This is a genomic window from Pannonibacter anstelovis (assembly GCF_036881715.1).
In the GTDB taxonomy this organism is placed as follows: Bacteria; Pseudomonadota; Alphaproteobacteria; order Rhizobiales; family Stappiaceae; genus Pannonibacter; species Pannonibacter anstelovis.
Genome location: NZ_JBAKBF010000006.1, coordinates 159,899 through 182,172 on the forward strand (window position 1 = coordinate 159,899; position 22,274 = coordinate 182,172).

At 60.7% G+C, this 22,274-nt stretch carries 18 protein-coding genes and 2 pseudogenes; 9 read left to right on the forward strand and 11 right to left on the reverse strand.

Features of this window, described 5'->3' with window-relative positions; genetic code table 11:
- Window positions 1-11: 11 nt before the first annotated feature.
- Genes folD through V6L75_RS11440 form a run of 3 tightly spaced genes read right to left on the reverse strand, consistent with a single transcriptional unit; the run spans window position 12 to window position 2,619 of the window.
- Window positions 12-914 carry a bifunctional methylenetetrahydrofolate dehydrogenase/methenyltetrahydrofolate cyclohydrolase FolD gene (gene folD, locus V6L75_RS11430; protein ID WP_334251739.1) on the reverse strand — a complete coding sequence of 301 codons (903 nt, stop codon included), beginning with the start codon at window positions 912-914 and terminating at the stop codon, window positions 12-14.
- A 5-nt stretch (window positions 915-919) separates the two neighbouring features.
- The gene (locus tag V6L75_RS11435) at window positions 920-1,852 is read right to left on the reverse strand and encodes an electron transfer flavoprotein subunit alpha/FixB family protein (RefSeq protein ID WP_334251649.1); all 933 of its coding nucleotides are present in this window, start codon (window positions 1,850-1,852) and stop codon (window positions 920-922) included.
- A 17-nt stretch (window positions 1,853-1,869) separates the two neighbouring features.
- Window positions 1,870-2,619, reverse strand: coding sequence for an electron transfer flavoprotein subunit beta/FixA family protein (locus V6L75_RS11440; RefSeq protein WP_334251650.1), 750 nt, complete (start codon window positions 2,617-2,619; stop codon window positions 1,870-1,872).
- Between the two features lie 220 nt (window positions 2,620-2,839).
- Here V6L75_RS11440 and V6L75_RS11445 point away from each other — a divergent pair, with 220 nt between their 5' ends.
- Window positions 2,840-3,874: a GlxA family transcriptional regulator gene (locus tag V6L75_RS11445; protein WP_334251651.1), complete on the forward strand. Its 1,035-nt coding sequence runs from the start codon at window positions 2,840-2,842 to the stop codon at window positions 3,872-3,874.
- Between the two features lie 54 nt (window positions 3,875-3,928).
- Here the strand turns inward: V6L75_RS11445 and V6L75_RS11450 are convergent, their stop codons facing one another.
- Entirely contained in the window at window positions 3,929-5,464 is a 1,536-nt protein-coding gene (locus V6L75_RS11450) for a BCCT family transporter (protein WP_334251652.1), read from the reverse strand.
- A gap of 602 nt (window positions 5,465-6,066) precedes the next feature.
- Between V6L75_RS11450 and purU the strand changes: the two genes are divergently transcribed.
- Window positions 6,067-6,951, forward strand: coding sequence for a formyltetrahydrofolate deformylase (purU, locus tag V6L75_RS11455; RefSeq protein ID WP_334251653.1), 885 nt, complete (start codon window positions 6,067-6,069; stop codon window positions 6,949-6,951).
- 93 nt (window positions 6,952-7,044) lie between these two features.
- On the opposite strand, the gene clpA is transcribed toward purU, so the two are convergent.
- The 3 genes from clpA to V6L75_RS11470 all read right to left on the reverse strand — a co-directional run bounded on the left by clpA (window position 7,045) and on the right by V6L75_RS11470 (window position 10,769).
- Window positions 7,045-9,477, reverse strand: coding sequence for an ATP-dependent Clp protease ATP-binding subunit ClpA (gene clpA / locus V6L75_RS11460; RefSeq protein ID WP_334251654.1), 2,433 nt, complete (start codon window positions 9,475-9,477; stop codon window positions 7,045-7,047).
- 13 nt (window positions 9,478-9,490) lie between these two features.
- Window positions 9,491-9,832, reverse strand: a complete 342-nt coding sequence (gene clpS / locus V6L75_RS11465) for an ATP-dependent Clp protease adapter ClpS (RefSeq protein ID WP_425605854.1) — start codon at window positions 9,830-9,832, stop codon at window positions 9,491-9,493.
- 604 nt (window positions 9,833-10,436) lie between these two features.
- Window positions 10,437-10,769 (reverse strand): phasin family protein, encoded by a 333-nt coding sequence (locus V6L75_RS11470; RefSeq protein ID WP_019965761.1) that lies wholly within the window; start codon window positions 10,767-10,769, stop codon window positions 10,437-10,439.
- A gap of 354 nt (window positions 10,770-11,123) precedes the next feature.
- Between V6L75_RS11470 and V6L75_RS11475 the strand changes: the two genes are divergently transcribed.
- Complete coding sequence (locus tag V6L75_RS11475; RefSeq protein WP_334251655.1) at window positions 11,124-12,755, forward strand: D-alanyl-D-alanine carboxypeptidase; 1,632 nt, start codon at window positions 11,124-11,126, stop codon at window positions 12,753-12,755.
- 15 nt (window positions 12,756-12,770) lie between these two features.
- On the opposite strand, the gene V6L75_RS11480 is transcribed toward V6L75_RS11475, so the two are convergent.
- Window positions 12,771-13,454 (reverse strand): DnaJ domain-containing protein, encoded by a 684-nt coding sequence (locus V6L75_RS11480; RefSeq protein WP_334251656.1) that lies wholly within the window; start codon window positions 13,452-13,454, stop codon window positions 12,771-12,773.
- Window positions 13,455-13,755: 301 nt separating this feature from the next.
- On the opposite strand from V6L75_RS11480, the gene V6L75_RS11485 reads away from it, so the two are divergent.
- The 4 genes and pseudogenes from V6L75_RS11485 (at window position 13,756) to V6L75_RS11500 (ending at window position 18,307) form a co-directional block, all read left to right on the forward strand.
- Window positions 13,756-14,634 carry a GntR family transcriptional regulator gene (locus tag V6L75_RS11485; protein ID WP_334251657.1) on the forward strand — a complete coding sequence of 293 codons (879 nt, stop codon included), beginning with the start codon at window positions 13,756-13,758 and terminating at the stop codon, window positions 14,632-14,634.
- Window positions 14,635-14,749: 115 nt separating this feature from the next.
- Window positions 14,750-15,373: pseudogene (locus V6L75_RS11490) on the forward strand (transposase).
- A 489-nt stretch (window positions 15,374-15,862) separates the two neighbouring features.
- Window positions 15,863-16,891 (forward strand): phosphotransferase, encoded by a 1,029-nt coding sequence (locus V6L75_RS11495; RefSeq protein ID WP_334251658.1) that lies wholly within the window; start codon window positions 15,863-15,865, stop codon window positions 16,889-16,891.
- An 87-nt stretch (window positions 16,892-16,978) separates the two neighbouring features.
- A complete protein-coding gene (locus V6L75_RS11500; protein ID WP_334251659.1) occupies window positions 16,979-18,307 on the forward strand; it encodes an aspartate aminotransferase family protein in 1,329 nt (442 codons plus the stop codon).
- 54 nt (window positions 18,308-18,361) lie between these two features.
- On the opposite strand, the gene V6L75_RS11505 is transcribed toward V6L75_RS11500, so the two are convergent.
- Window positions 18,362-18,796, reverse strand: a complete 435-nt coding sequence (locus tag V6L75_RS11505) for a DUF1489 family protein (RefSeq protein WP_334251660.1) — start codon at window positions 18,794-18,796, stop codon at window positions 18,362-18,364.
- A gap of 154 nt (window positions 18,797-18,950) precedes the next feature.
- Here V6L75_RS11505 and V6L75_RS11510 point away from each other — a divergent pair, with 154 nt between their 5' ends.
- Window positions 18,951-19,868, forward strand: coding sequence for an NAD-dependent epimerase/dehydratase family protein (locus V6L75_RS11510; RefSeq protein WP_334251661.1), 918 nt, complete (start codon window positions 18,951-18,953; stop codon window positions 19,866-19,868).
- Between the two features lie 96 nt (window positions 19,869-19,964).
- Here V6L75_RS11510 and V6L75_RS11515 read toward each other — a convergent pair whose 3' ends face one another.
- Window positions 19,965-20,099, reverse strand: a complete 135-nt coding sequence (locus tag V6L75_RS11515; protein WP_256387621.1) for a hypothetical protein — start codon at window positions 20,097-20,099, stop codon at window positions 19,965-19,967.
- A 263-nt stretch (window positions 20,100-20,362) separates the two neighbouring features.
- Here V6L75_RS11515 and V6L75_RS11520 point away from each other — a divergent pair.
- Window positions 20,363-20,959 (forward strand): annotated as a pseudogene (locus tag V6L75_RS11520) (DUF599 domain-containing protein); the annotation flags it as partial.
- 44 nt (window positions 20,960-21,003) lie between these two features.
- On the opposite strand, the gene V6L75_RS11525 reads toward V6L75_RS11520, so the two are convergent.
- Entirely contained in the window at window positions 21,004-22,251 is a 1,248-nt protein-coding gene (locus V6L75_RS11525) for an adenylate/guanylate cyclase domain-containing protein (protein WP_425498752.1), read from the reverse strand.
- Between the last annotated feature and the right edge of the window lie 23 nt (window positions 22,252-22,274).

Consider the following 22,274-nt stretch of genomic DNA (forward strand, 5'->3'; position numbering starts at 1 on the left):
AACTCGTCAGTTCAGCTGAGCGCCGGGAGCCCAGCACGGCGGCAGGCGGCAATCAGCGTGTTGTGCATCAGCGTCATGATGGTCATCGGCCCCACCCCGCCCGGCACAGGCGTGATGGCTCGTGCCCGGAGGCTGGCGCCAGCGAAATCGACGTCGCCGACCAGGTGGTTCTTGCCATCTCGCGGAACACGGCTGGTGCCCACATCGATAACAGTTGCACCGGGCTTGATCCATTCGCCGCGGATCATCTCCGCTGACCCGACAGCTGCCACAACGATGTCTGCCCGGCCGACCTTGCCAGCCAAGTCAACGGTCCGCGAATGGGCCAGCGTGACAGTGCAGTTGGCGGCCAGCAACAGCTGGGCCATCGGCTTTCCGACGAGGATGGACCGGCCGACGACAATCGCGTCCAGCCCGGCAAGCTCCCCCAGGCTTTCCTTCAGCAGCATCAGGCAGCCGAGCGGCGTGCAGGAAACCAGTCCCGGCAAGCCAGAGGCCAGGTAGCCAGCATTCACCGGATGCAGGCCGTCCACGTCCTTGGCCGGATCAATCGCCTCGATGACGGCAAGGCTGTCGAGGCCCTGCGGCAGCGGCAGCTGCACGAGAATGCCATCAACGGCATCATCCGCATTCAGCTGCGCCACCAGCGCGAGAAGGTCAGCCTGAGAGACGGTTTCAGGCAGCACATGCTCGAAGCTCTCCATTCCCAGCTTGCGGGCCATGCGCCCCTTGCTGCGGACATAGACTTCGCTGGCAGGGTCTGTGCCGACGAGCACTACAGCCAGGCCGGGCCTGCGGCCGGTGTGCCCGGCGAAGTCTTGCACCTGCTGCGCGATGCGGGCACCAAGCGCGTCGGCATGGGCCCGGCCATCGATGATCGCAGCCCTCCCCGGCAGGCTTCCGGCAGCAGTCATGGTGCTCACAGGGCGCGCTCCAGCTCGGGCAGGACGTCGAAGATGTCGCCGACAATGCCGTAGTCGGCAACCTGGAAGATCGGCGCTTCGGCATCGGTGTTGATGGCCACGATGATACGGCTGTCCTTCATGCCCGCAAGATGCTGGATCGCACCGGAAATGCCGCAGGCAATGTAGAGATCCGGAGCGACGACCTTACCGGTCTGCCCGACCTGGTAGTCGTTCGCGGCATAGCCGGCATCCACCGCAGCGCGGCTTGCTCCGACAGCGGCGCCCAGCTTGTCGGCCAGCGGATTGATGACCTGTTCGAAGCGCTCTTTGGAGCCAAGTGCCCGGCCGCCCGACACGACAATCTTGGCCGAGGAGAGATCGGGACGGTCGCTGACCGACAGCAGATTCTCGCGGAAGACAGACAGGTGGGGGACAGCAGGTGCATCAACGGTGACAACGTCAACGGGCGTGCTGCCAGAGGCAGCGGGTGCGAAGCTGGCGCTACGGATGGTCAGTACCCGGACCGGCCCCGGCGCCTGAACAGTTTCAATGGCATTTCCAGCATAGACCGGGCGCTTGAAGGTATCCGGCGCAAGAATAGCGGTCACTTCGGAGACCTGCATTACGTCCAGAAGCGCAGCAACGCGAGGCATTACATTCTTGCCGCTGCTCGTTGCAGGCGCAAGGATCGTGTCATAGCCGCCCGCCAGCGAGAGGATGAGCGCGGCAGCCGGTTCCGCCAGCCGTTCTGCCAGCGCGTCACTTTCCGCCAGAATGACGCGGCGGATGCCGGCAAGCGCAGCTGCGGCCTGTGCAGCCGGTGACGCGTTCTGGCCAGCAATCAGGATATCAACGTCACCACCGATCTGCAGCGCGGCACTCAGGGCGCGAGCGCTGTGTTCAGACAAGGAGGCGTTGTCGTGGTCGGCAAAAAGAAGAATGGCCATAGCGTTGGCTCCCTGTATCAGATGACGGCGGCTTCGGTTTTCAGCTTGTCAAGAAGCTCGGCGACGGTGGCGACCTTGACGCCGGCAGCGCGGCTGCTCGGCTCTTCAACGCGAAGGACACGAAGACGCGGGGCGATTTCCACGCCCAGTTCTTCGGGCGTCTGCTGGACAAGCGGCTTCTTCTTGGCCTTCATGATATTCGGAAGGCTGGCATAGCGCGGCTCGTTGAGACGCAGATCCGCAGTCACGACAGCGGGAAGCATCACCTCTATCTGCTGGAGACCACTGTCGATCTCACGGGTGACGAGCGCCTTGTCTTGCGAAAGCTCGACCTTCGAGGCGAAGGTCGCCTGGCTCCAGCCAAGCAGCGCGGACAGCATCTGGCCGGTCTGGTTACAGTCATCATCGATGGCCTGCTTGCCCAGGATCACCAGCCCCGCCTCTTCCGCCTGCGCCACCTTCTGCAAGATCTTTGCGACACCGAGAGGCTCGACGCGATCCTCGGCAAGGATCAGGATCGCCCGGTCGGCACCCATGGCAAGAGCGGTGCGCAGAACCTCCTGTGCCTGCGCCGGACCGACAGAGACCGCGACAATTTCGGACGCCTGCCCTGCTTCCTTGATGCGGATGGCCTGTTCGACCGCAATCTCGTCAAAGGGGTTCATCGACATCTTCACATTGGCAAGATCAACGCCGGTTCCGTCGGGTTTGACGCGGATCTTGACGTTGTAATCAACCACCCGCTTCACAGGGACAAGGATCTTCATGGCGTTTCCCTTCTGTCAGCCACCTAAAGGAGTGGCATGTCCGGTTGCGGCCCCTGCCGCCACTCCTCCCGCCTGCCTGTGACAGAGGCAAGAGACGGCAACAGACGCTTCTGCTTGTGCCTGACTTTGACGGATGGACGCGCTTTGCAACAGGACGTTTGCGTCATCGCAGGATTAGAGCTACGACATGACAGTGACACTTTGAACCATGGGCCCCATCATGAGCCTTGCCCCCGCAATACCCGGTGCCCCGCCGGCACAACCGGCCCCCCACCCGCTGCGCCGCCAGCAGGGCAGCACACGCCTTTCCGTCGGATTTATCCTTGCCCGGCGTTTCACCCTCTGCGCCTTTGCCAACTTCGTTGACGTTCTGCGCCTCGCCGCAGATGAGGGAGACCGCAGCCGGCCAATCCTGTGTAACTGGACGGTGCTGTCGGACACGATGGAGCCGGTCACGTCAAGTTGCGGAATCAGTGTTCAGCCCAAGGAGCGTCTGGGTGATCCGGCCCGCTTCGACTACATAGTCGTCATTGGCGGATTGATGGAGGATGAAGCAGTGCTGCCTCCTGGCTACCACCGCTTTCTGCATGAGGCGGCGGCGGCCGGTGTGCCCCTGGCCGGCGTCTGCACAGGGGCCTTTCTTCTTCACCAGGCGGGTCTTTTGAATGGCTACCGCTGTTGCGTCAGCTGGTTTCACCACGCCGATTTTCTGGAGCAGTTCGAGGGGCTGAATCCGGTTACGGACCAGATCTTCGTTGTCGACCGGGACCGTTTGACCTGCTCCGGCGGTGTCAGTTCCGCTCATCTGGCAGCCTATCTGGTCGACAAGCATGTCGGCCGCGCACAGGCCAGCAAGAGCCTGCACATCATGATCATTGACGAGGCGCTTCAGGCGGACAAGCCGCAGCCCGGGATCACGATGGACTTCAAGACCCGAGACCCGATGGTGCTGCGCGCGCTTCTGATGATGCAGCAGAACATCGAGCAACCTTTCACCGTGGCAGAGATCGCCCGCCGTATCGGCCACAGCAAGCGGCAGCTGGAACGGCATTTCCAGGCCGCACTGGGCACGTCACCCCAGTCCGCCTTCCTCGATATGCGTCTCTCTCTCGCCCATCACCTGATCGTCACCGGCGAGCGGCCGATCTCCCAGATCGCGCTGGAATGCGGGTTTTGCGACAGTTCGCATCTGAGCCGGATGTTCCGCCGCCGGTATGGCCAGACCCCGCAGGGACTAAGGCAGACAAGGAGCTAAAGAAAAAGGCGCCCGCAACATGTGCGGGCGCCTCAAGCCTTTCAGAAGGTCAGCTCAGCGAGGCTCGCTCGCCAGGCCTTTCCAGATCGCAATGCACATCAAGAGCAGCAGCACGGTGAAGGGCAAGCCCGTTGAAATCACCATGGACTGCAAAGCAGACAGCCCGCTGGCAGAGAGCAGGAGCACGATCGCAACGATCGCCTCGAACACGCACCAGAACACGCGCTGCGGAACCGGAGCGTCCACCTTGCCACCTGAGGTGATCGTATCGATGACCAGTGAACCTGAGTCCGATGACGTCACGAAGAATACAATCACCAGCACGATGCCGATGAAGGAGGTGATCTGAGCGAACGGCAGCCCATCAAGCATCGCAAACAGCTGCAGCGGCAGATCGGCGTCACGGGCCGCGCCATATCCGTCGCGGACCAGCTGGCTGATTGCAGTGCCGCCGAAGATCGACATCCAGATCACGCAGACAAGCGACGGGATCAGGAGAACGCTGATGATGAACTCACGCACGGTACGGCCACGCGAGACGCGGGCAATGAACATGCCGACAAAGGGCGACCAGCTGATCCACCATGCCCAATAGAACGAGGTCCAGCCCTGCATGAAGTTGACGTCATCACGCCCCACCGGGTTCGACAAGGCAGGCAGATACTGAAGATAGGCCAGAAGAAATTCGCCCATGTCCGTCATCAGCAGCAGCGTCGGCCCGGCAAACAGGACGAACATCAGCAGCATGAAAGCCAGAACCATGTTCAGCTCGGACAGGCGCTTCACACCCGCTTCAAGTCCACGGACGACCGAGTAGAGCGCAATCGCCGTAATCCCGATGATCAGGATGACCTGCGAGGTCTCGTTGACGGGCATCCCGAACAGCTTGTTGAAACCGGCATTGGCCTGAACAGCGCCCAGGCCGAGCGAGGTCGCAAGCCCGAACAGGGTCGCGAAGACGGCAAGGATATCAATGATATGCCCCGGCCAGCCCCAGACCCGCTCGCCGAAGATCGGATAAAAGGCTGAGCGGATCGTCAGCGGAAGACCCTTGTTATAGCTGAACAGCGCCAGGCTGAGACCAACCACCGCATAGATCGCCCAGGGATGCAGGGCCCAGTGGAAGATCGTGGCAGCCATGCCCAGCCGGATTGCCTCCTGCTCGTTCGCCGCAGCCCCGAGGGGTGACCAGTCGGTGCGGATCCCATCAGCACCTGCCTGTATGCCACCTGCCGACGAACCGAAGTGGCTCAGCGGTTCGCTGACGCCATAGAACATCAGACCGATGCCCATGCCGGCAGCAAAAAGCATCGAGAACCAGCTCACGTAGCCAAAGTCAGGCACGGCCGCAGCGCCGCCAAGCCGGACCTTCCCGTAAGGGCTGACGACAAGGATAAGGCAAAGAATGACAAAGATATCGGCCGCACCGATGAAGAACCAGTCGAAACCCTTCGTCGCGCCGGAAAACAGGGCGGAGAAAAGCTCCCCTGCGAGCGTCGGCAGCGCGAGGGTGAAAACGACAAAGGCGATGACGCAAAGAGCAGAAATGAGAAAAACAGGGTTGTGAACGCTATAACCCAAGGGGCCCAAGCGCCCGTTTATATTGTCCTGCCCCGCCTCATAGCTGGTCTTTATTTCGTTTGTGGGCGGATTAAAACCGCGCCGTTCCCCGGCGTTAGCGCCGTTTTTTGTCACATTGGTCAAGCTTTCGTCCTCCTGAAGTGGGCCAGAGCCTGCCTGAAGGGGAACCTCGCCGACGAACGCCGTCTTTTTTTATGCATGAAGTAAAGCGTACCCTCCGGCCGGGGCGCAAAGCGCCCGCCCGTGCAGGAAGGAGAGAGTCCTCCGGCTTTCACTTCCATGCAATTTGCGGCTGACCCGAACGAGGCACGAGACAAGCAACTGGTACCGCTACTGTTATGTGGCGAAGTGCCGCGCCGCCGCAGAATGAGAACGACATTCCACCAGTAGTATTGCGTCCGCCCGAACATGCACCGGAGCGCGTCCCGGCCGGCCTGCCCTGCGAGAAACGCAGGCCGCTGCGGACTGGCGCAAAGCTGCTGGTCCTGCGTCGCAAATCTTCACGCCCGGGGCCACTGCAGCAGTTACGGCTAATAAATAGGCCGGCGCCCGCTTTGTGACTTCCCCGGCCACCGCCCCCCTCTTCAGCGACCGCGAAAAGGAAATTGCCGATGTCCCAGCTTATCCTGACATTATCCTGCCCCGTACGGATCGGGGTTGTCGCGACGATCTCGTCCTTCCTGGCGAACGCGGGTTGCAACATCTATGACAGTTCGCAGTTCACCGACGTGCAGAACAATCGCTTCTTCATGCGGCTCAGCTTCGTCTCCGAGAAGGGCCGCACACGCGAGGAACTGGACGAGGCATTCCGCGCAGAGATAGCGGGTTCGGACATTGTCCATTCCTTCCACGATCTCAATGAAAAGATGAAAGTCGTCATCATGGTCAGCCGTTTCGGGCACTGCCTGAACGACCTGCTCTACCGCTGGCGGATCGGGGCACTGCCGATCGACATCGTGGCCGTCATCTCGAACCACATGGATTATCAGAAAGTGGTGGTGAACCACGATATTCCTTTCCACTGCATCAAGGTGACCAAGGAAAACAAGGCTCAGGCCGAGGCCGAGCAGATGAAGATCGTGCGGGACACAGGCGCCGAGCTTGTGGTTCTGGCCCGTTACATGCAGGTGCTGTCGGATGAGATGTGCACCAAGATGTCCGGCCGGATCATCAACATCCACCACAGCTTCCTGCCCAGCTTCAAGGGCGCGAACCCTTACAAGCAGGCCTTTGACCGCGGCGTGAAGCTGATCGGCGCAACCAGCCACTATGTGACTGCCGATCTGGACGAAGGCCCGATCATCGAGCAGGACACGGTGCGCGTGACCCATGCGCAAAGCGCAAACGACTATGTAAGCCTCGGGCGTGACGTCGAGAGCCAGGTTCTCGCCCGCGCCATCCACGCGCATATCCACCGCCGCGTCTTCATCAGCGGTGACAAGACCGTGGTGTTCCCGGCAAGCCCGAACGAATATGTATCGGAGCGCATGGGCTGATCATCCAGCCATACATCTTGCCACTGCCAAAATGAAAAACGCCCTGCAGCTCCTTATCCGTGAGCTGCAGGGCGCATTGTTTCAAGGAGCAGGTCAGTCGGCCAGCGGCACCTTGGGCACGCTGGACTTCTTCGGGCCTGACTTTGGCGCGGACTTTGCGGCAGGTCCTGCGGCCTTGGCCGCGGGAGCCTTGCGTTTTTTCTTGGCCGGCAGCGTCTCGGGCTCGGGCGCAGGTGTAGCCTTGCGCTTTTCCTCAACGGTTTCCAGCAGAAGCCCCTCGCCGTCCTCGCTGACTGTGACCTTGACCGTGCCGCCCTTCTGCAGCTTGCCGAACAGCACCTCGTCGGCCAGCGGCCGCTTGATGTGCTCCTGGATGACGCGGCCAAGCGGGCGGGCGCCCATCTGGCTGTCGTAGCCCTTGTCCGCCAGCCATGCCACGGCTTCCGGCGTCAGTTCGAAGGTCACGCCGCGGTCGGCGAGCTGCGCCTCCAGCTGCATGACGAACTTCTCCACCACCTGATGGATCACCTGAACCGGCAGATTGCCGAAGGGGATGACCGCATCAAGACGGTTGCGGAACTCCGGCGTGAACAGCTTGTTGATGGCCTCCTGATCGTCCCCTTCCCGCTTCAGCTTGTTGAAGCCGATGGGGGCTCTGGCCATGTCGGACGCACCGGCATTGGTTGTCATGATCAGAATGACATTGCGGAAATCGACCTGCTTGCCGTTGTGATCGGTGAGCTTGCCGTGATCCATCACCTGCAGCAGGATGTTGAAGAGGTCCGGATGGGCCTTTTCGATTTCGTCCAGCAGCAGCACGCAATGGGGGTGCTGGTCGATGCCGTCGGTCAGCAGGCCGCCCTGATCGAACCCGACATAGCCCGGAGGCGCGCCAATGAGGCGGCTGACCGTGTGGCGCTCCATATATTCGGACATGTCGAAACGCAGCAGCTCCACGCCGAGCGAGGCTGCAAGCTGGCGGGCGACTTCCGTCTTGCCGACACCGGTGGGGCCGGAGAACAGGTAGCTGCCAATCGGCTTGTTCGGCTCGCGCAGGCCCGCACGGGCCAGCTTGATGGCGCTGGAGAGCGTTTCGATGGCTTTGTCCTGGCCATAGACGACGCGCTTCAGGTCTTCCGTCAGGCTCGACAGCACGGCAGCATCGCTCTTCGACACCGACTTCGGCGGGATGCGGGCCATGGTGGCAATGGTCGTCTCGATTTCCTTGACGCCGATGGTCTTGCGGCGGCGGCTTTCCGGCAGCAGCATCTGCGAGGCGCCGGTTTCATCCAGCACATCGATGGCCTTGTCCGGCAGCTTGCGGTCATTGATGTACTTGGCCGACAGCTCGACGGCCGTCTTGATCGCCTCGTTGGTGTACTTGACCTTGTGGAAGTCCTCGAAATAGGGCTTCAGCCCCTTGAGGATCTCGATGGCATCGGTCAACGACGGCTCGTTCACGTCGATCTTCTGGAAACGGCGGACAAGGGCCCGGTCCTTCTCAAAGAACTGGCGGTATTCCTTGTAGGTGGTCGAACCCATGCAGCGGATCGCACCCGATGCCAGCGCCGGCTTCAGCAGGTTGGAGGCATCCATTGCCCCGCCGGAGGTGGCCCCCGCACCGATCACCGTATGGATTTCGTCGATGAAGAGCACCGCGCCGGGATACTCCTCGATCTCCTTGACCACCTGCTTCAGGCGCTCCTCGAAGTCGCCGCGATAGCGGGTGCCTGCCAGCAGCGCGCCCATGTCGAGCGAGAAGATGGTGGCATCCTGCAGCACTTCCGGCACGTCCTTGTTGACGATGCGCCGCGCCAGCCCTTCGGCAATTGCGGTCTTGCCCACGCCCGGATCACCGACGAAGAGCGGATTGTTCTTGGAGCGGCGGCACAGGATCTGGATCGTGCGCGTCACTTCGGCGTTGCGGCCGATCAGCGGATCGACCTTCCCGGCCTTGGATTTCTCGTTGAGATTGACGCAATAGGCCTCGAGCGCGTCATTCTTCTTCTTCGGCTTGGATTCAGCTTCTTCCGGCATGGCAGCTTCATCCTCCACGCCCTGGACCGGACGCGGCTCAGACAGCCCCGGCCGCTTGGCAATTCCGTGAGAGATGTAATTGACCGCATCATAGCGGGTCATGTCCTGCTCCTGCAGGAAATAAGCGGCGTGGCTCTCGCGCTCGGCGAAAATCGCAACAAGCACGTTGGCTCCCGTCACCTCTTCCCGCCCCGAGGACTGGACATGGATGACGGCCCGCTGGATGACCCGCTGGAAGCCGGCAGTCGGCTTGGCATCTTCCTCACCACCGGTGATGAGGTTTTCCAGCTCGGTCTCAATATAGTCGACGAGGTTGCGGCGCAGGAGATCAAGGTCGACGCTGCATGCGCGCATCACGGCTGCAGCGTCCTGATCATCAACCAGCGCCAGCAGCAGGTGCTCCAGCGTCGCATATTCCTGCTGCCGCTCGTTGGCGAAGGCCAGAGCCTGGTGCAGGGCTTTTTCGAGGCTTCGGGAGAATGACGGCACGTGTCTGGTTCCCTTACTTTTTCTCCATCACGCATTGCAGCGGATGTTGATGCTTGCGGGCGAAGTCCATGACCTGGGTCACCTTCGTCTCGGCCACCTCATAGGTGTATATTCCGCACTCCCCGACACCATGGTGGTGCACGTGGAGCATGATCCGCGTCGCTTCCTCCCGGTTCTTCTGGAAGAAGCGCTCGACCACATGAATGACAAACTCCATCGGAGTGTAGTCGTCATTCAACAACAGCACCCTGTACAGATTTGGCCGTTTTGTGACCGTCTTCGTCTTTGTGACGACGACAGTCCCGGCATCTTCATCCTCATTCCGGCGCGATCCGCTTGCCATTCCCGTGCCCATCTTGTCTTTTCTGCCGCTCAACTCCTTCCGGAGGAGCGGGCTGCCCCGCAGGCCGGATCACGGCATCGTGAGCAGCTGTCATTCAATCCCAATGCAGCTCTCTGCAAACCCCGTTCCAGGGGCCTGCCGGACCATGATGCCCATCAGCCTACACCGCCGTATGTTACCACAGTCTCACCGCCACCACGGGCAGGAAGCCATGCGGCCCATACAAAAAGGACTCACGCCAGAGCCCAACAACAGACCCTGATCCTGACGCCGTTGGGACGCCTGCGCAATGGCCTGTTTTGCAGATGGCGTCCGGTGCGGCCCTGTCAAGCCCTGCTGCCGCTTCCGGTCTTAACCAATGTAGGGACGGCATTGCATTATGGAAGAGGCAGCCTGCGCCAGGCTGGAATGCAGCAGGCGCAGAAGCGGGGACACAAACGGACGCCTTGAGGGATGCACCAAAGGGGCGCACCTTGGCAATTGCACGAGGCACAGACAGAAGGCAGCGGCAGCCACCTCCCCGCCCATGGTTTTTTGCAATGCAAAAAGGCCTGACTGTCAGACAGTCAGGCCTTTTGAATTCTGAGGAGAACGCCGTCTCAAAGAGACGGAAATCTCACTTGCCGAACTTGGAGAACATGCCTTCGTAGGGCTTATACAGATCCTTGGCCATATCGGTGTACATTTCACCGATCTTGGTCATCTCGCTGACAACGCCTTCATAGCTGGTCTTGAAGAACTCGCTCTGAGCTTCAAAAGCCTTGTCCAGAGACTTGGCGGACACGATCTTTTCCATCGCAGCAGAGCTGTCTTCGAAGGACTTCTTCTGGAAGTCAGCGATCTCGGCAGCAATCGCCTGCAGGGACTTGGTCACATTGCCAGCAGCCTGCATGGCCTGGTCCATGTTTTCCTTGCCCAGCTTCTGGATGTCTTCAAAGTTGTTCATCATGTCCTGCCCTCGCTCGTGGATCCGCAATGGGAAATCTTGTTCGGCGCGTCTCGCGTCGGGTTGCCTAATAATGACGCAATGCACAAGAATGTCAACGTTCTTTTTTGCAGCGCAATATAGCGGACACTACGTAGGCGTCCCATTAGGGTTCACGAGCGATTAAAATTGAAGCGGCTTTACTCATTTGTAACCGCGTTCCGGGCAAGGTGGCATCACGGGGAGCGTTGGGACGATTGCTCGCGTCATGCGCAGATGCTGCGTGACGGAGACCGATCCCTTCCGGCTTGGTTAAACCCAGAACGGGAAGTTGAGAGTTCGGTTAGTATGCCTGATTTGCACGCAGCATCCTCTTTCATGAGAATTGCACGACGCGCCATTGGTGCAGTTGCCATTGCACTGAGCCTGTCGGTCAGTCCGGCCATCGCCCAGCAGAATTCGAAATATGCCGGGATTGTGGTCGACGTAAAAACCGGAAAGACGCTTTACTCCGCCTCTGCGGACGAGTTGCGCTTTCCCGCGTCGCTGACGAAGGTCATGACGCTTTATATCGTGTTCGAGGAACTTGAGGCAGGCCGCCTGCGCATGGACACGCCGCTTAAGGTCTCGGCCTATGCGGCAGCGCGCCCGCCTTCAAAGCTTGGTCTGCGGCCAGGTTCGACAATACAGGTCAAGGACGCGATCCTGGCGCTGGTGACCAAGTCGGCCAATGACGTCGCAGCCGTTATCGCAGAGAATATCGGCGGCTCCGAGGCGCGTTTTGCGGACCGCATGACCCGCACTGCCCGCCAGATCGGCATGAAGAAGACCACCTTCAAGAATCCGCATGGCCTGCCGAATGCCGGTCAGCGCACCACCGCGCGCGACATGGCGACACTTGGCCGTGCCATTCAGGACCGTTTCCCGAAGCATTTCGAACTCTTCAAGACCCGCTCGTTCACATACAAGGGCCGCACCCACGGCAATCATAACCGTCTTCTCGGCGCCGTTCCCGGCGTGAACGGCATCAAGACCGGCTATACCAACGCCTCCGGCTTCAATCTGGTCACCTCCGTCGAGCGCGATGGCCGTCAGATCGTGGCTGTCGTCATGGGCGGGACCACGGGCCGTTCGCGCGATGCGCAGATGGTGAAGCTGATCAACGAATATATGCCGAAGGCGAGCCGTGGCCCGCGCAGTGCACCGCTGCTGGTCCACAACACGTCTTCAGCGATTGTTGCCGACGCGAAGCCTACGGCGCCGATCCGGGTCAAGGTACCTCTGCGCGCACCGGTGCCGAACAGCAAACCCGGCACAGAGCCGGCAGAGCTTCCGTTCGCCGTCGCCTCTGCGGCTGACGTTCCGGCTCCGGTTCCGGCCCCTGCACCTCAGGCACCGTCTCAGGCAGCCCAGGCTCCAGCTGCGGTGACAGCTCCCGTCTCCGTTCCTGTCCCCACGCCGGCTCCGGAAGTTGCCTCAGCCCGCGCAGTTGTCGAGCCGCAGCAGGAGATCCAGATTGCTTCAGCTGATGGCAATGTTGCGCTGCCCTCACCTGCTCCGGCCATCGTGGTTGAAACGTCAACCATCCGCCCGGGCCAGAACCCGAAGCCGGCTCCGCGTGTGGCCGCTGCCTTCGCAGTGATCGAAGCCGCTCCGGTGGAGACGGTTCCGGCACCTGAAACCGTGTCGCACAAACCCGCACGCGCTGCAGTCAGCGAAAGCACCACGGTGACAGTGGCCACCAACAACACCGCTGATGCCGCTCCCGGCTGGCAGGTTCAGATCGGCGCAGCCGTGTCCGAGACCGCAGCGATCGGCCTGCTGAAAAAGGCTCAGGCGGCGACGGGTTCTGCCCTGCGCAACCGGGATCCTTACACCGAGGAAGTGACAGCGAAAGGCCAAACCATGTACCGCGCACGCTTTGTGGGCTTCAACGACAAGAACCAGGCACAGGCTGCCTGCCAGTCGCTCAAGCGTGCGAAGTTCAATTGCTACACCATCTATCAGTAACGGCGTAGGGTGGGATCAATGTCCTCTGAGAAGCTTGTCTTTAGCCTCGTTGAGTTTCGCAGCCAGGAAGCTCGTCCCGCCGTGGTCGGGATGGAGCCGCTTCATAAGCCGGCGGTGCGCAGCTCGGATTTCCGCTTCGCTGGCGCCGGGCGCAAGCCCCAGGATCTGGTAGGCCTCCTCATCTGTCATGGCGCCCGCGCCCGCCGTGCTGCGATGCCGGTTTGCGGCATCCGCCTCGAAGTGTACACGCCAGCCGGGCAGCCGGCCGTCGAGGTAAGCTTCAAATAATCTGCGGCTGGCGGGATCTGCCGCCAGCTCTGCCCAAAGGTCCCTGAGCTCGCCCGGCTGAAGCGAGTTCAGGGGGCGGCCCGCGAAACGCCCGGCCTTCACCGCTCCCCGCACCTCTCCGCTCTGCCCGTCCTGCTCCATGACGAGCCAAGGCGTTTCCTGCCGTCCGATGCGCAGACGCCGCCTCTGCCAGGGCAAGGCCCAGCCGAGCAGCGGTGCCCCGAGACTGGCCGCAAGCGCCGCCAGGCCGACTCTCCCTGTCAACGCCAGGATTGCCGCAACTGCCAGCAAGGCGATACCGCTCAGTGCGCGGGTTCTGCGCGCCAGAAGCTTCGGCGAGGCCGATGTGAAGGATTTTCCGGCCAGCAGGAAAACAGCAAGCAGCAGAAGGCCAAGCAGCAGATACGGCATAAAGGGTTCCCGGGTGCATCACTGCCGGACTATCCTGCCCTGCCTTATCCTGCAAGACCCGCGGCAGCCTTCGCAAGTCCTGGGCCCGCGAGCCCAGCTGCCGCAAAGGGCCCAGCAATTTGGATAATCTGACCAGAATGAAGCGGCGGTGGCTCGCATGATGTCAGCGAAACCGCTCCTTGTCTTCCGCCATCCCCTTGACCATGCTTACCTTTAAGGCAGCTGGCACTCCACAAAACCAGACTGAGTTCAAGTCAGGCCCTCCGGAGAGCCCCGTGCGGCAATCCATCCACATTGCCTTATGCGTTGCGATCAGTCGTTTCGGTTTCTTGTGGGAACCTCAACACATCAATTAGCAGATAATTGTTTTTATCTCGAATGTGTAGGAAGGTTTATTGTTCATTTTTTCTTCCGCCAGCATGTCGAAGGCTTCCTTGCCGTGAACAAGTCCACTCGCACTTCAGGAACAAAGGACGTATTTCCTACTGAGGATGTGCAGTCCCAAAGACTGAAGCAAGTAGATCGCGAAAGCCTCCAGCAGCAGAGTTATCAGACATTACGTGACGCGCTCATGAAAGGGCGTTTCATGCCCGGCGACACCGTAAGTCTTCGAAATCTGGCAAGTGAACTGGGTACAAGTCCAATGCCCGTACGGGAGGCGGTGCAGCACCTTATTGCAGAAGGCGCCCTCGTTCTGAGACCAAACCGTACCTACGCTGTTCCAGAGATGACCCGCGAAATTCTGGCAGAACTCCTGAAGCTTCGCACAATTCTGGAGGGTGCAATCGCCGAGGCTGCAGCGCTTTCGATCAGCAAGGAGGATCTTTCCGTTCTCTATGAATTGCAGGGGGAGATGCGGGCAGCGCTGGCGGTTGGAGACTCCAAGCGGTACCTGATGAAAAATCAGGATTTCCATTTCACGATTTACCGGTGTTCAGGAATGGGCATTGCGGTCAACGTCATCGAGAATCTTTGGCTGCGCATCGGGCCGAGCTTCAATCTGTTGACAAGCGGGCCCCGTGCAGCGCAGCGCACCGCGGCCGAAATTGCTGCACTTACGGCGCATCACGAGGCAGCGTTATCTGCCATTGTCGCCCGTGCGCCCGCCGCTTTAAGGGCAGCAATCGAACATGATATTGGCGAGGGCATGAACTTTATCATCTCCTGCATGCCGGAGTAATTGGCGGCTCAATAATGGGCTTTCTGAGGACCGGGCTCCTCTTAGGAACCAGACGCATGAATGGGCTTCATGATCCGCCGCAGATTTGCTTCACGGTCTTTGAGAGGAGACCGGTATGAAACGCGGCCATTTGGGGCCGTCAGACGAGCAGTTCGAACGGATTTCGCCACATCTGCCGCGCGACACGCCGAAAGTGACGGCCGGTGCGTGATCAGTGGGCTCGTCCACGCGCTGAAATCGGGCGGCGCTGGGTCAATGCACCGCCGGACTACGGGCCTCGCAAGGCCCTCTACAATCGCAATGTCCGCGGTGCAGGCGGACGGCCAAGATCCACGCCCTGACTGATAGCTTCTGCAGGCCCATCGCGTTCTTGTTGACGGGTGGTCAAGTGACTGATTGCACAGCGGCTTCGACGCTGCTCGAACGCCTGCCCTCGTGCCGGGCCCTGCACGCTGGCAAAGGCGCATCCGTCACTCCCCCGAGGCCAGATGGGCACGAAACAGGACATCCAGCCCAAGGTGAACCGGGTCTGCAAGAACTGCTTTTCTCTCCGCCTGTATCGAGACATGAACGCCCTCAAGCGCCTGCTCTGGCGCCTCAAGGGCTTCCGGCGCAGCGCCACCCGCTGCGACCGGCTCGCCACCGGTTTCCTGCCGCCATCTACACCGCGGCTGTCATCGCATACCGGTTACGAGTTCGGAGCAATCCTGGCTCTTCAATGCAGGCACCAGCCACGTGAATGCCCGCGGCGCCATCGATGTGGCTGTCAGTCCCCTGCCGCTGAAAGAAGCGCCCGGCGGGAGACAAAACTGTCTGTCATTTTTGTTCCCCTCGCTTTGCCAAGCCCCCGAAAGGGTGCTGCAGCCACCTGCTTGCCTGCTCCCTTGCCGGCCGAGCCTGCAGAATGCGCACGCTATATCTTAGACAATATGAACTGTGATTTCACATCACAGAACCTGGCACCTGCAACTCCCGCAGCATAGACCCTGCCATTTCCAGCGTATTTTGATCATTTATGCCATCACCGCCGTCAAAAACAGGATCTGACAACGCAGACTATTGATATATGTGATCACAGTTGTGAAGGCGCCAGTCACTCTGACCAATGGCCGCCTGGCTGGGTATCAGCAGCTACCGCCCGTCTTGAGGAGATAAGCACGTGCATGTCAGTGTGGAGGGATCGACGCCCCAGGATCGGCATCCCGCAGTCCATCCGGCAGCCGGGCGCATGTCGGGCGAAGCCTATTTTGAGACAGCCAGCAAGTTGCTAGGCGAACGTCCGTCAACACTGGAACCGGCCCTGTCGGCGCAGATACTGGAGCGCACTTATGGCATGAGCGCCAAGGTCTCCAACCTTTCGTCAGAGCTGGAATGCACAGACGGCATCCTCGCTGCTGATGGACGGCAGCTCATTCTAAAGACATCGACGCGGCATGAAGCGGTAGACAGCTTTCGCTTTCAGGCTGCGGCTCTCGAGCGGCTCCATGGTACGAGCGGCTTTGCCGTTCCGGAGATTGTACCTGCATCTTCCGGTGACCTGGTCTTCCAGCAGGATGGGGTTTGCGGATACCTGCAGACCCGGATAGAGGGGCAACCGCTCCACGCGATCAGCATGAGCTCTGACCTCCTTCGCCGTGCGGGTGCTTCACTGGGAGCACTTGACAAGGCGCTTGGGGGTCTTGACCTGCCTGCAGCCGACCGGCCCATCCTCTGGCACATCGGGTGCTGGCCCCGTCTGATGAACCTCCATCACTACCTTCCTCATGGAGAGGTGGCGGATTGTGTTTACCAGGCAATGGAAGCCTATCAGGTCAGCATTGCGCCCCAACTGGACGGTCTGGCATGGCAGGTGACCCACAACGATCCCAGCCCCTTCAACATGCTGTCGGCGGACGGCGGGATAGCGTTCATCGACTTCGGAGACGGATGCTGGAATCCGAGGATTCAGGACCTCGCGATTGCCGCGAGCCATATGGTGGCAGATCCAGCGCTTCCTCTTGGCGGCGCTGAATATCTGATTTCAGGCTACGCTTCACAGTATCCGCTTTCGCCGCTTGAGGCACGCCTTCTCGTGGGACTGATGCGTGCCCGCCAGAGCGCTCTTATTCTTGTCAACTATTGGCGTGCGCATCTTTTCCCCTCGGATGCTGCCTACATCAAAAAGAATGTCGGACGCGCTGAAAGAGGACTCAGTCTTCTCCGGAGGCTTTCCGTCTCAGATGAAACCGCGGCAGTCGCAAGAGCGGTCTCTATGTAGGCCTGCATCACGCAAACAACGCTAACGTCCAGGAACCGCTGCAGCCCATCCGTTGCAATTCCCAATCTCCTGAACCGGATTGAACATATGACCACAGATCTCATGCCCAATCGCTACGTCCCAGGTGAAGTCGAACTGCCTGCGCGGGAAAGAGAACTGATCGCACGCCGCGATGCAGTTCTTGGTGCGTCCTACCGGCTTCAGTACCGCCGGCCCGTACATTTCGTTCGCGGCCAGGGGATGTGGCTTTACGATCCGGACGGCCGCGAATACCTCGACTTCTACAACAACGTTCCTTCGCTCGGTCATTGTCATTCCGAGGTCAATCAGGCGATCGCGGAACAAGCGGGCATACTGAGTGCCAACACTCGTTATCTCGAACCACGGCTTGTCGGTTATGCAGAGCGGCTGGTCTCGACTTTCCCGCTGGAACTGGACCGCACCGTCTTTACCTGCACCGGCAGTGAATCGAACGACCTGGCGTTGCGGATTGCACGGCTGGCAAGCGGAAACGAAGGCGTGATCGTCACGACTTATGCGTATCACGGGACAACTGCGTCCGTTGCGGCGGTTTCGCCCAATCTGGGCGATGCCGTCAAACTCAGCCCCAACGTCCGGATGATCTCTCTTCCTGGGCCGGAAGGTATCCCCCAAGGCCAGGCCGCCGATTTCTTTGAGGCGCAGGTGAAAGCTGCCGTCCATGACCTTCAGCGGCGGGGAACTGGCGTCGCCGCCCTATTGATGGACAGCATCTTCTCCAGCGACGGAGTTTGGGTGGATCCTCCGGGCTTTATCGACCGTGGCGTCGAAGCCGCCCGTAGCGCCGGCGCACTTTACATTGCAGATGAAGTTCAGCCCGGGTTCGGGCGGACAGGGCAGCACATGTGGGGGTTCGAGCGGCACGGAGTGGTCCCGGATCTGGTGACCCTGGGCAAACCGATGGGTAATGGATTCCCGATCGGAGCTGTGGTGGGGCGCCGGGCGCCCATGGACAAGTTTGGCGCCACTGCCCGCTATTCCAATACCTTCGCTGGGAATACGGTCGGAATTGCCGCTGCAGACGCAGTTCTGACGGTTCTTCACCGTGACCGCATTCTCGAAAATGTCCTGCAGGTAAGCGAGCGTCTGCGGTTGGGTATATCGGAGATGGCCGCCGCGTATCCGGACGTCCGGGGCGTTCGGAATGCGGGCCTGTTTTTCGGGATCGACATCGGGCGGGAACACTTAAGCGCTGCAGCCCGCCGCAAAATGGCGTTGGACGTAGTGAATGTGATGCGTGACGAGCGTGTTCTCATCAGCACGACAGGCGCGAACGAGGACACGCTCAAGGTTCGCCCGCCGCTGATCTGCGAAGCAAAACACGTGGACTTGTTTCTGGAAGCCTTCAAGCGGGCACTGGAGCGTGTTTCAACCTGACGGAGCTCGTCCAGCACTGCACTCTGCCGCCTTGGACCAAGCCACGCTCATGACCTAGAGGAGCCCGAGTTCGGCCAGTTCCCGTCGCATTTCCTCGGGCATGTCGCCGCCGGAACGGGTGCCCCTGATGTCAGCGGGAATCTCGCTGTCCTTGAGATAACGCCAGCCCTGGAACGGGCGGCGGGGCTGCATCTGGGTGAGAATCAGCCTTGGCTCCAGCACAAGATCGCACCTTTTGACACCGGCATCGTCCGTGAAGGAGCGGATATCCGTCAGAATCTGACGCACCTGGATGAAGCCCTTGATCACCCAGTAGAGCGAACCGCCGTCCAGCAGCTCATCCTTGCGCGTAGGAATCATTCGCGTCGTATGGGTCTGCTCGGCCGGCAGCCCGGCTGCGCGCAGCTGATCCATGCGGAAATCGATCCACGCCTGAAGGTCCTCGACGCTGTCCGCGCCAACACAGAGCTTTACCAGATGAAGTGCCATGCGCTGTGCCTAGCAGAGCCTCCGGCCTCCGGTAAAGAGGCAATGGCTCGGCAATGACAGAAGCCTGGCAGCAACCGGGCCAGGCCGGGGTGCTTTTGCACAGGCAGGATTAACAGGCTTGCCTTACCCCTGCGAAGCAGCTTCACTGGCTTGCATGGATGTGTTCCTTACCGGTGCGACCGGCCTCATCGGCAGCGCGATCCTGCGGCGTCTCCGCCAGGACGGGAGACGTGTTGCCGCGCTTGCGCGCTCCAGTGCCAGCGCGGAAGAAATCGACAGTCTCGGCGCCATTCCCGTGCCGGGTGATCTTGAAGAACCGGAGACGTGGATCCACAGCGCCTTGTCCTGCAAGGGGATCATTCACGCCGCTGGCGGTCCTGCTGCGGCGGAGCGGCATTTTGCTGCCGTCATGCGTCAGGCCTGTCTGAAGGCTGAAGCGCCGCCGCGGCTGGTCTATACCGGTGGGATCTGGCTCTTCCCGTCCTCGGGCGAAGCGGTGCTGAGCGAGAGCACTGCTTTTGAGCCCCTGCCCGCTTTCGGTCATTCGGCTGAGATCATCCGTTCTCTCCAGAACGTGCAGCGCATGGGCGTCGCCGTCATTCATCCTGCCCTTGTTTGCGGTCCGGATGCCGGGCCTCTGGCGGAAATGGCCGCTGCGGCCTGCAGCGGAGAGCCCTTCCGCACGACTGCGCGGGAAGACACACTGTGGCCGCTGGTGGATGCGGATGACCTGGCAGACCTCTACCTGCTGGCGCTTGATTCAACCCAGTTCCGCCTCAGCCTCTTCGGCGCGGGTATCGGCTCCGCGCGGGTCGGGGAAATTGCCGGGCTGGTCGGTGAGGCTTGCGGTGCGCCGGTGACGCTCGAGGCGCTGACCGGGACCCCGGAGGACCCGCGGCTCGACTGGCAGGCAGGCTACGGCCGTTCACAGACCGTCTCGCCCGCAAGAGCTATCAAAATGCTGGGCTGGGCGCCAAAGCGAACATGCCTTGAGAGCCTCGTCGGCATTGCGGCCGGTCCTCTGCCCTCCCCGCTGCCAAAGCGGGAAAACTCCGGAGCAGACAGCGCCTGACCTGCTGCGCCCTTACCTTCACCTCCATGCCCGGATAGCGGAAATGAAAAAAGGCGCGGTGTTGAGCCGCGCCTTCTTCCTGGACATCTGGAGCTGTTATCCCGCGATTGCGACCGCCGTCTTGGCAGTTTCTGCATCAGCGAACAGCATGACCAAAGCCAGCATGCCCCCGAGAACGATCACCGTCCACGCGGTGACGCCCCAGCAGGACTTCTGTACGTTTTCGTCCATGAAAACCCTTGTCTGTGGGAACGCCATAAGGCACTTGCCTCAAATATGGCGTCTTTGCGGCATGATATTTAATGAAGGACTAACACCTTCGCAAGCGCAAAATCGCCATAGCTGCTGTGCCGGCTATGCATTTCTGAGAATTTTCGTGGCGGGGCATGGACTTGCGCCATCCACTCATGCATCTGATAGTTCTGGATAATCCGGACCGCAGCCTGATTCCGGTAATGTTTTGGCAAGGTTCTGGAAACTTTTAGGAAAATTTCATGGCTGCGCTATCCACACTGGATCTCATCGCCCTTGGCATTTTTCTGGCTGCCTGGCTGGGGTTCAATGTGCTTGTCGAACTGTCGCCCTTACGCGATCGCACCCTGTCCAAGATGATGGAGGAGTACCGTTTCGCCTGGATGCAGACCATGGCACTGCGCCAGGTGCGGATCATGGACACTGCGATCCTGACCGGATTGCAGCAGGGCACCAGTTTCTTTGCCTCAACGGCCCTGCTCGCCATTGGCGGCGCATTCACGCTGCTCGACGGCACGGAGCGGATCGTCCAGATCGCCGGTGACCTGTCCGTTCCAGTGGAAAGCAACCGCGTTGTCTGGGAAATCAAGGTGATCGGCCTGATGCTGATCTTTGCCTATGCCTTCTTCAAGTTCGGCTGGGCCTACAGGCTTTTCAACTACTCCAGCATCGTCATGGGGTCAGTGCCGGATGCAGTCACGGGCGACAAGGACGTGATCCTGAACACCTCCTACAAGGCAGCGCGCCTGAACGCGCTGGCAGGACGGCATTTCAACCGGGGACAGCGCGCTCTGTTTTTCTCCATCGGCTTTCTTGGCTGGCTGGCGGGCCCGTGGGGACTGATCATCACCACTGTCTCCGTTGTCGCCGTGCTGCTGCGCCGTCAGTTCGCGTCAAACGCCCGGACGGCTGTCATGGCATCGCTGCAGGGACTTGCCGCGCAGGGAGAACGGTCAAGTGGCGGAGAGAAGACCGAAACCGGCTCGTCGAACCCCTTCACATAATAGGTGCCGACCTTTCCGTTCTGGCACCCCAGCATTCCGGCAACGGTTTCCGAGGCGAGGATTTCCCGGTCGAGGGCCTTGGCAAGACCGGCAATGCGCGAGGCGAGATTGACAGCGGGGCCGACGACGGTGAAATCCAGCCGCGTTTCGCTGCCCACATTGCCGAAGAACACATCACCGGCATGCAGCGCGATACCCACCCTGATTTCGGGGTTTTCTGCACAGCAGTTCTGGTTCACTTCGGCGATGCGCATCACGGCGTCCTTTGCCGCAAAGACGGCCCGCCGCGAGGCTTCCCGTGCCTCATCCGCTGTTTCATAGGGGAAGATTGCCATCACCTCATCACCGATGAACTTCAGCACCTCACCGCCCTGCGCCTCGACGGCTGAGGCCATCGCGCCAAAATAGGTGTTGAGCAGCTCGATCAGCTTTTCACCTGGCAGCCGGTTGGACAGGCTCGTAAAGCCGCGCAGGTCAGCGAAGCTGATCACTGCCGAGATCAATTCCCCGCCGCCGCGCTTGATGCTGCCCTGCAGCACGCGGGACCCGGCACGTGGCCCCACATAGGTGTCGAGAAGCGTTGACGCCGTCCGCCGCAGGGTGTTCAGCTCGCAGATCAGTCCCAACGGCCGGGCGATGGACTCGAATACGGCAAGATGGGCGGGCGTAAAACCGGCTTCAGACCGGGTTGCCAGCGTCAGGGCTTTTGTGGTGCCGTCCGAGAAGGGCATCGGCATGGCAATGTAGTCCTTGAAGCCCCCCTCCCTCAGTTCGGGCAGAATGCCGTATTCCCCCTCCTCCGGCTCGGGCGTCACCTTAATGCGGACAGACCGGCCCTCCATGTAGACGACCTTGAGCGGGCTGCGGTCATAGGACGCCTGAAGATCAGGCGCTTCCATGTAGCGGCGCAGTTCCGTGTGGCCGTCACTGGTCCACAAGGCGCTTTCGGCCCGCACATTGGGATGCAGCAAGGCAATGCCAGTGCTGATCCTGTCGACCGGGATGCGTGCTTCCCGCAGACGCTGCCCCAGGTGGCGGACCAGCTCCTGGCTGTCCTGCACCTCGACCGCTTCGCCATAAAGCCACTGAATAATGTCAGCCGCAGCAAGCGGCGCCTCGAAAGACATGGGAGTCTCCGTATCCGGCTATC

Bases quoted from the DNA above. Each gene is read 5' to 3' on its own strand.
- folD (WP_334251739.1), bottom strand. From the start codon at position 914: ATGACTGCTGCCGGAAGCCTGCCGGGGAGGGCTGCGATCATCGATGGC.
- V6L75_RS11435 (WP_334251649.1), bottom strand. From the start codon at position 1,852: ATGGCCATTCTTCTTTTTGCCGACCACGACAACGCCTCCTTGTCTGAA.
- V6L75_RS11440 (WP_334251650.1), bottom strand. From the start codon at position 2,619: ATGAAGATCCTTGTCCCTGTGAAGCGGGTGGTTGATTACAACGTCAAG.
- V6L75_RS11445 (WP_334251651.1), top strand. From the start codon at position 2,840: ATGAGCCTTGCCCCCGCAATACCCGGTGCCCCGCCGGCACAACCGGCC.
- purU (WP_334251653.1), top strand. From the start codon at position 6,067: ATGTCCCAGCTTATCCTGACATTATCCTGCCCCGTACGGATCGGGGTT.
- clpS (WP_425605854.1), bottom strand. From the start codon at position 9,832: ATGGGCACGGGAATGGCAAGCGGATCGCGCCGGAATGAGGATGAAGAT.
- V6L75_RS11470 (WP_019965761.1), bottom strand. From the start codon at position 10,769: ATGATGAACAACTTTGAAGACATCCAGAAGCTGGGCAAGGAAAACATG.
- V6L75_RS11475 (WP_334251655.1), top strand. From the start codon at position 11,124: ATGAGAATTGCACGACGCGCCATTGGTGCAGTTGCCATTGCACTGAGC.
- V6L75_RS11480 (WP_334251656.1), bottom strand. From the start codon at position 13,454: ATGCCGTATCTGCTGCTTGGCCTTCTGCTGCTTGCTGTTTTCCTGCTG.
- V6L75_RS11485 (WP_334251657.1), top strand. From the start codon at position 13,756: ATGCGTTGCGATCAGTCGTTTCGGTTTCTTGTGGGAACCTCAACACAT.
- V6L75_RS11495 (WP_334251658.1), top strand. From the start codon at position 15,863: ATGTCGGGCGAAGCCTATTTTGAGACAGCCAGCAAGTTGCTAGGCGAA.
- V6L75_RS11500 (WP_334251659.1), top strand. From the start codon at position 16,979: ATGACCACAGATCTCATGCCCAATCGCTACGTCCCAGGTGAAGTCGAA.
- V6L75_RS11505 (WP_334251660.1), bottom strand. From the start codon at position 18,796: ATGGCACTTCATCTGGTAAAGCTCTGTGTTGGCGCGGACAGCGTCGAG.
- V6L75_RS11510 (WP_334251661.1), top strand. From the start codon at position 18,951: ATGGATGTGTTCCTTACCGGTGCGACCGGCCTCATCGGCAGCGCGATC.
- V6L75_RS11515 (WP_256387621.1), bottom strand. From the start codon at position 20,099: ATGGACGAAAACGTACAGAAGTCCTGCTGGGGCGTCACCGCGTGGACG.
- V6L75_RS11525 (WP_425498752.1), bottom strand. From the start codon at position 22,251: ATGTCTTTCGAGGCGCCGCTTGCTGCGGCTGACATTATTCAGTGGCTT.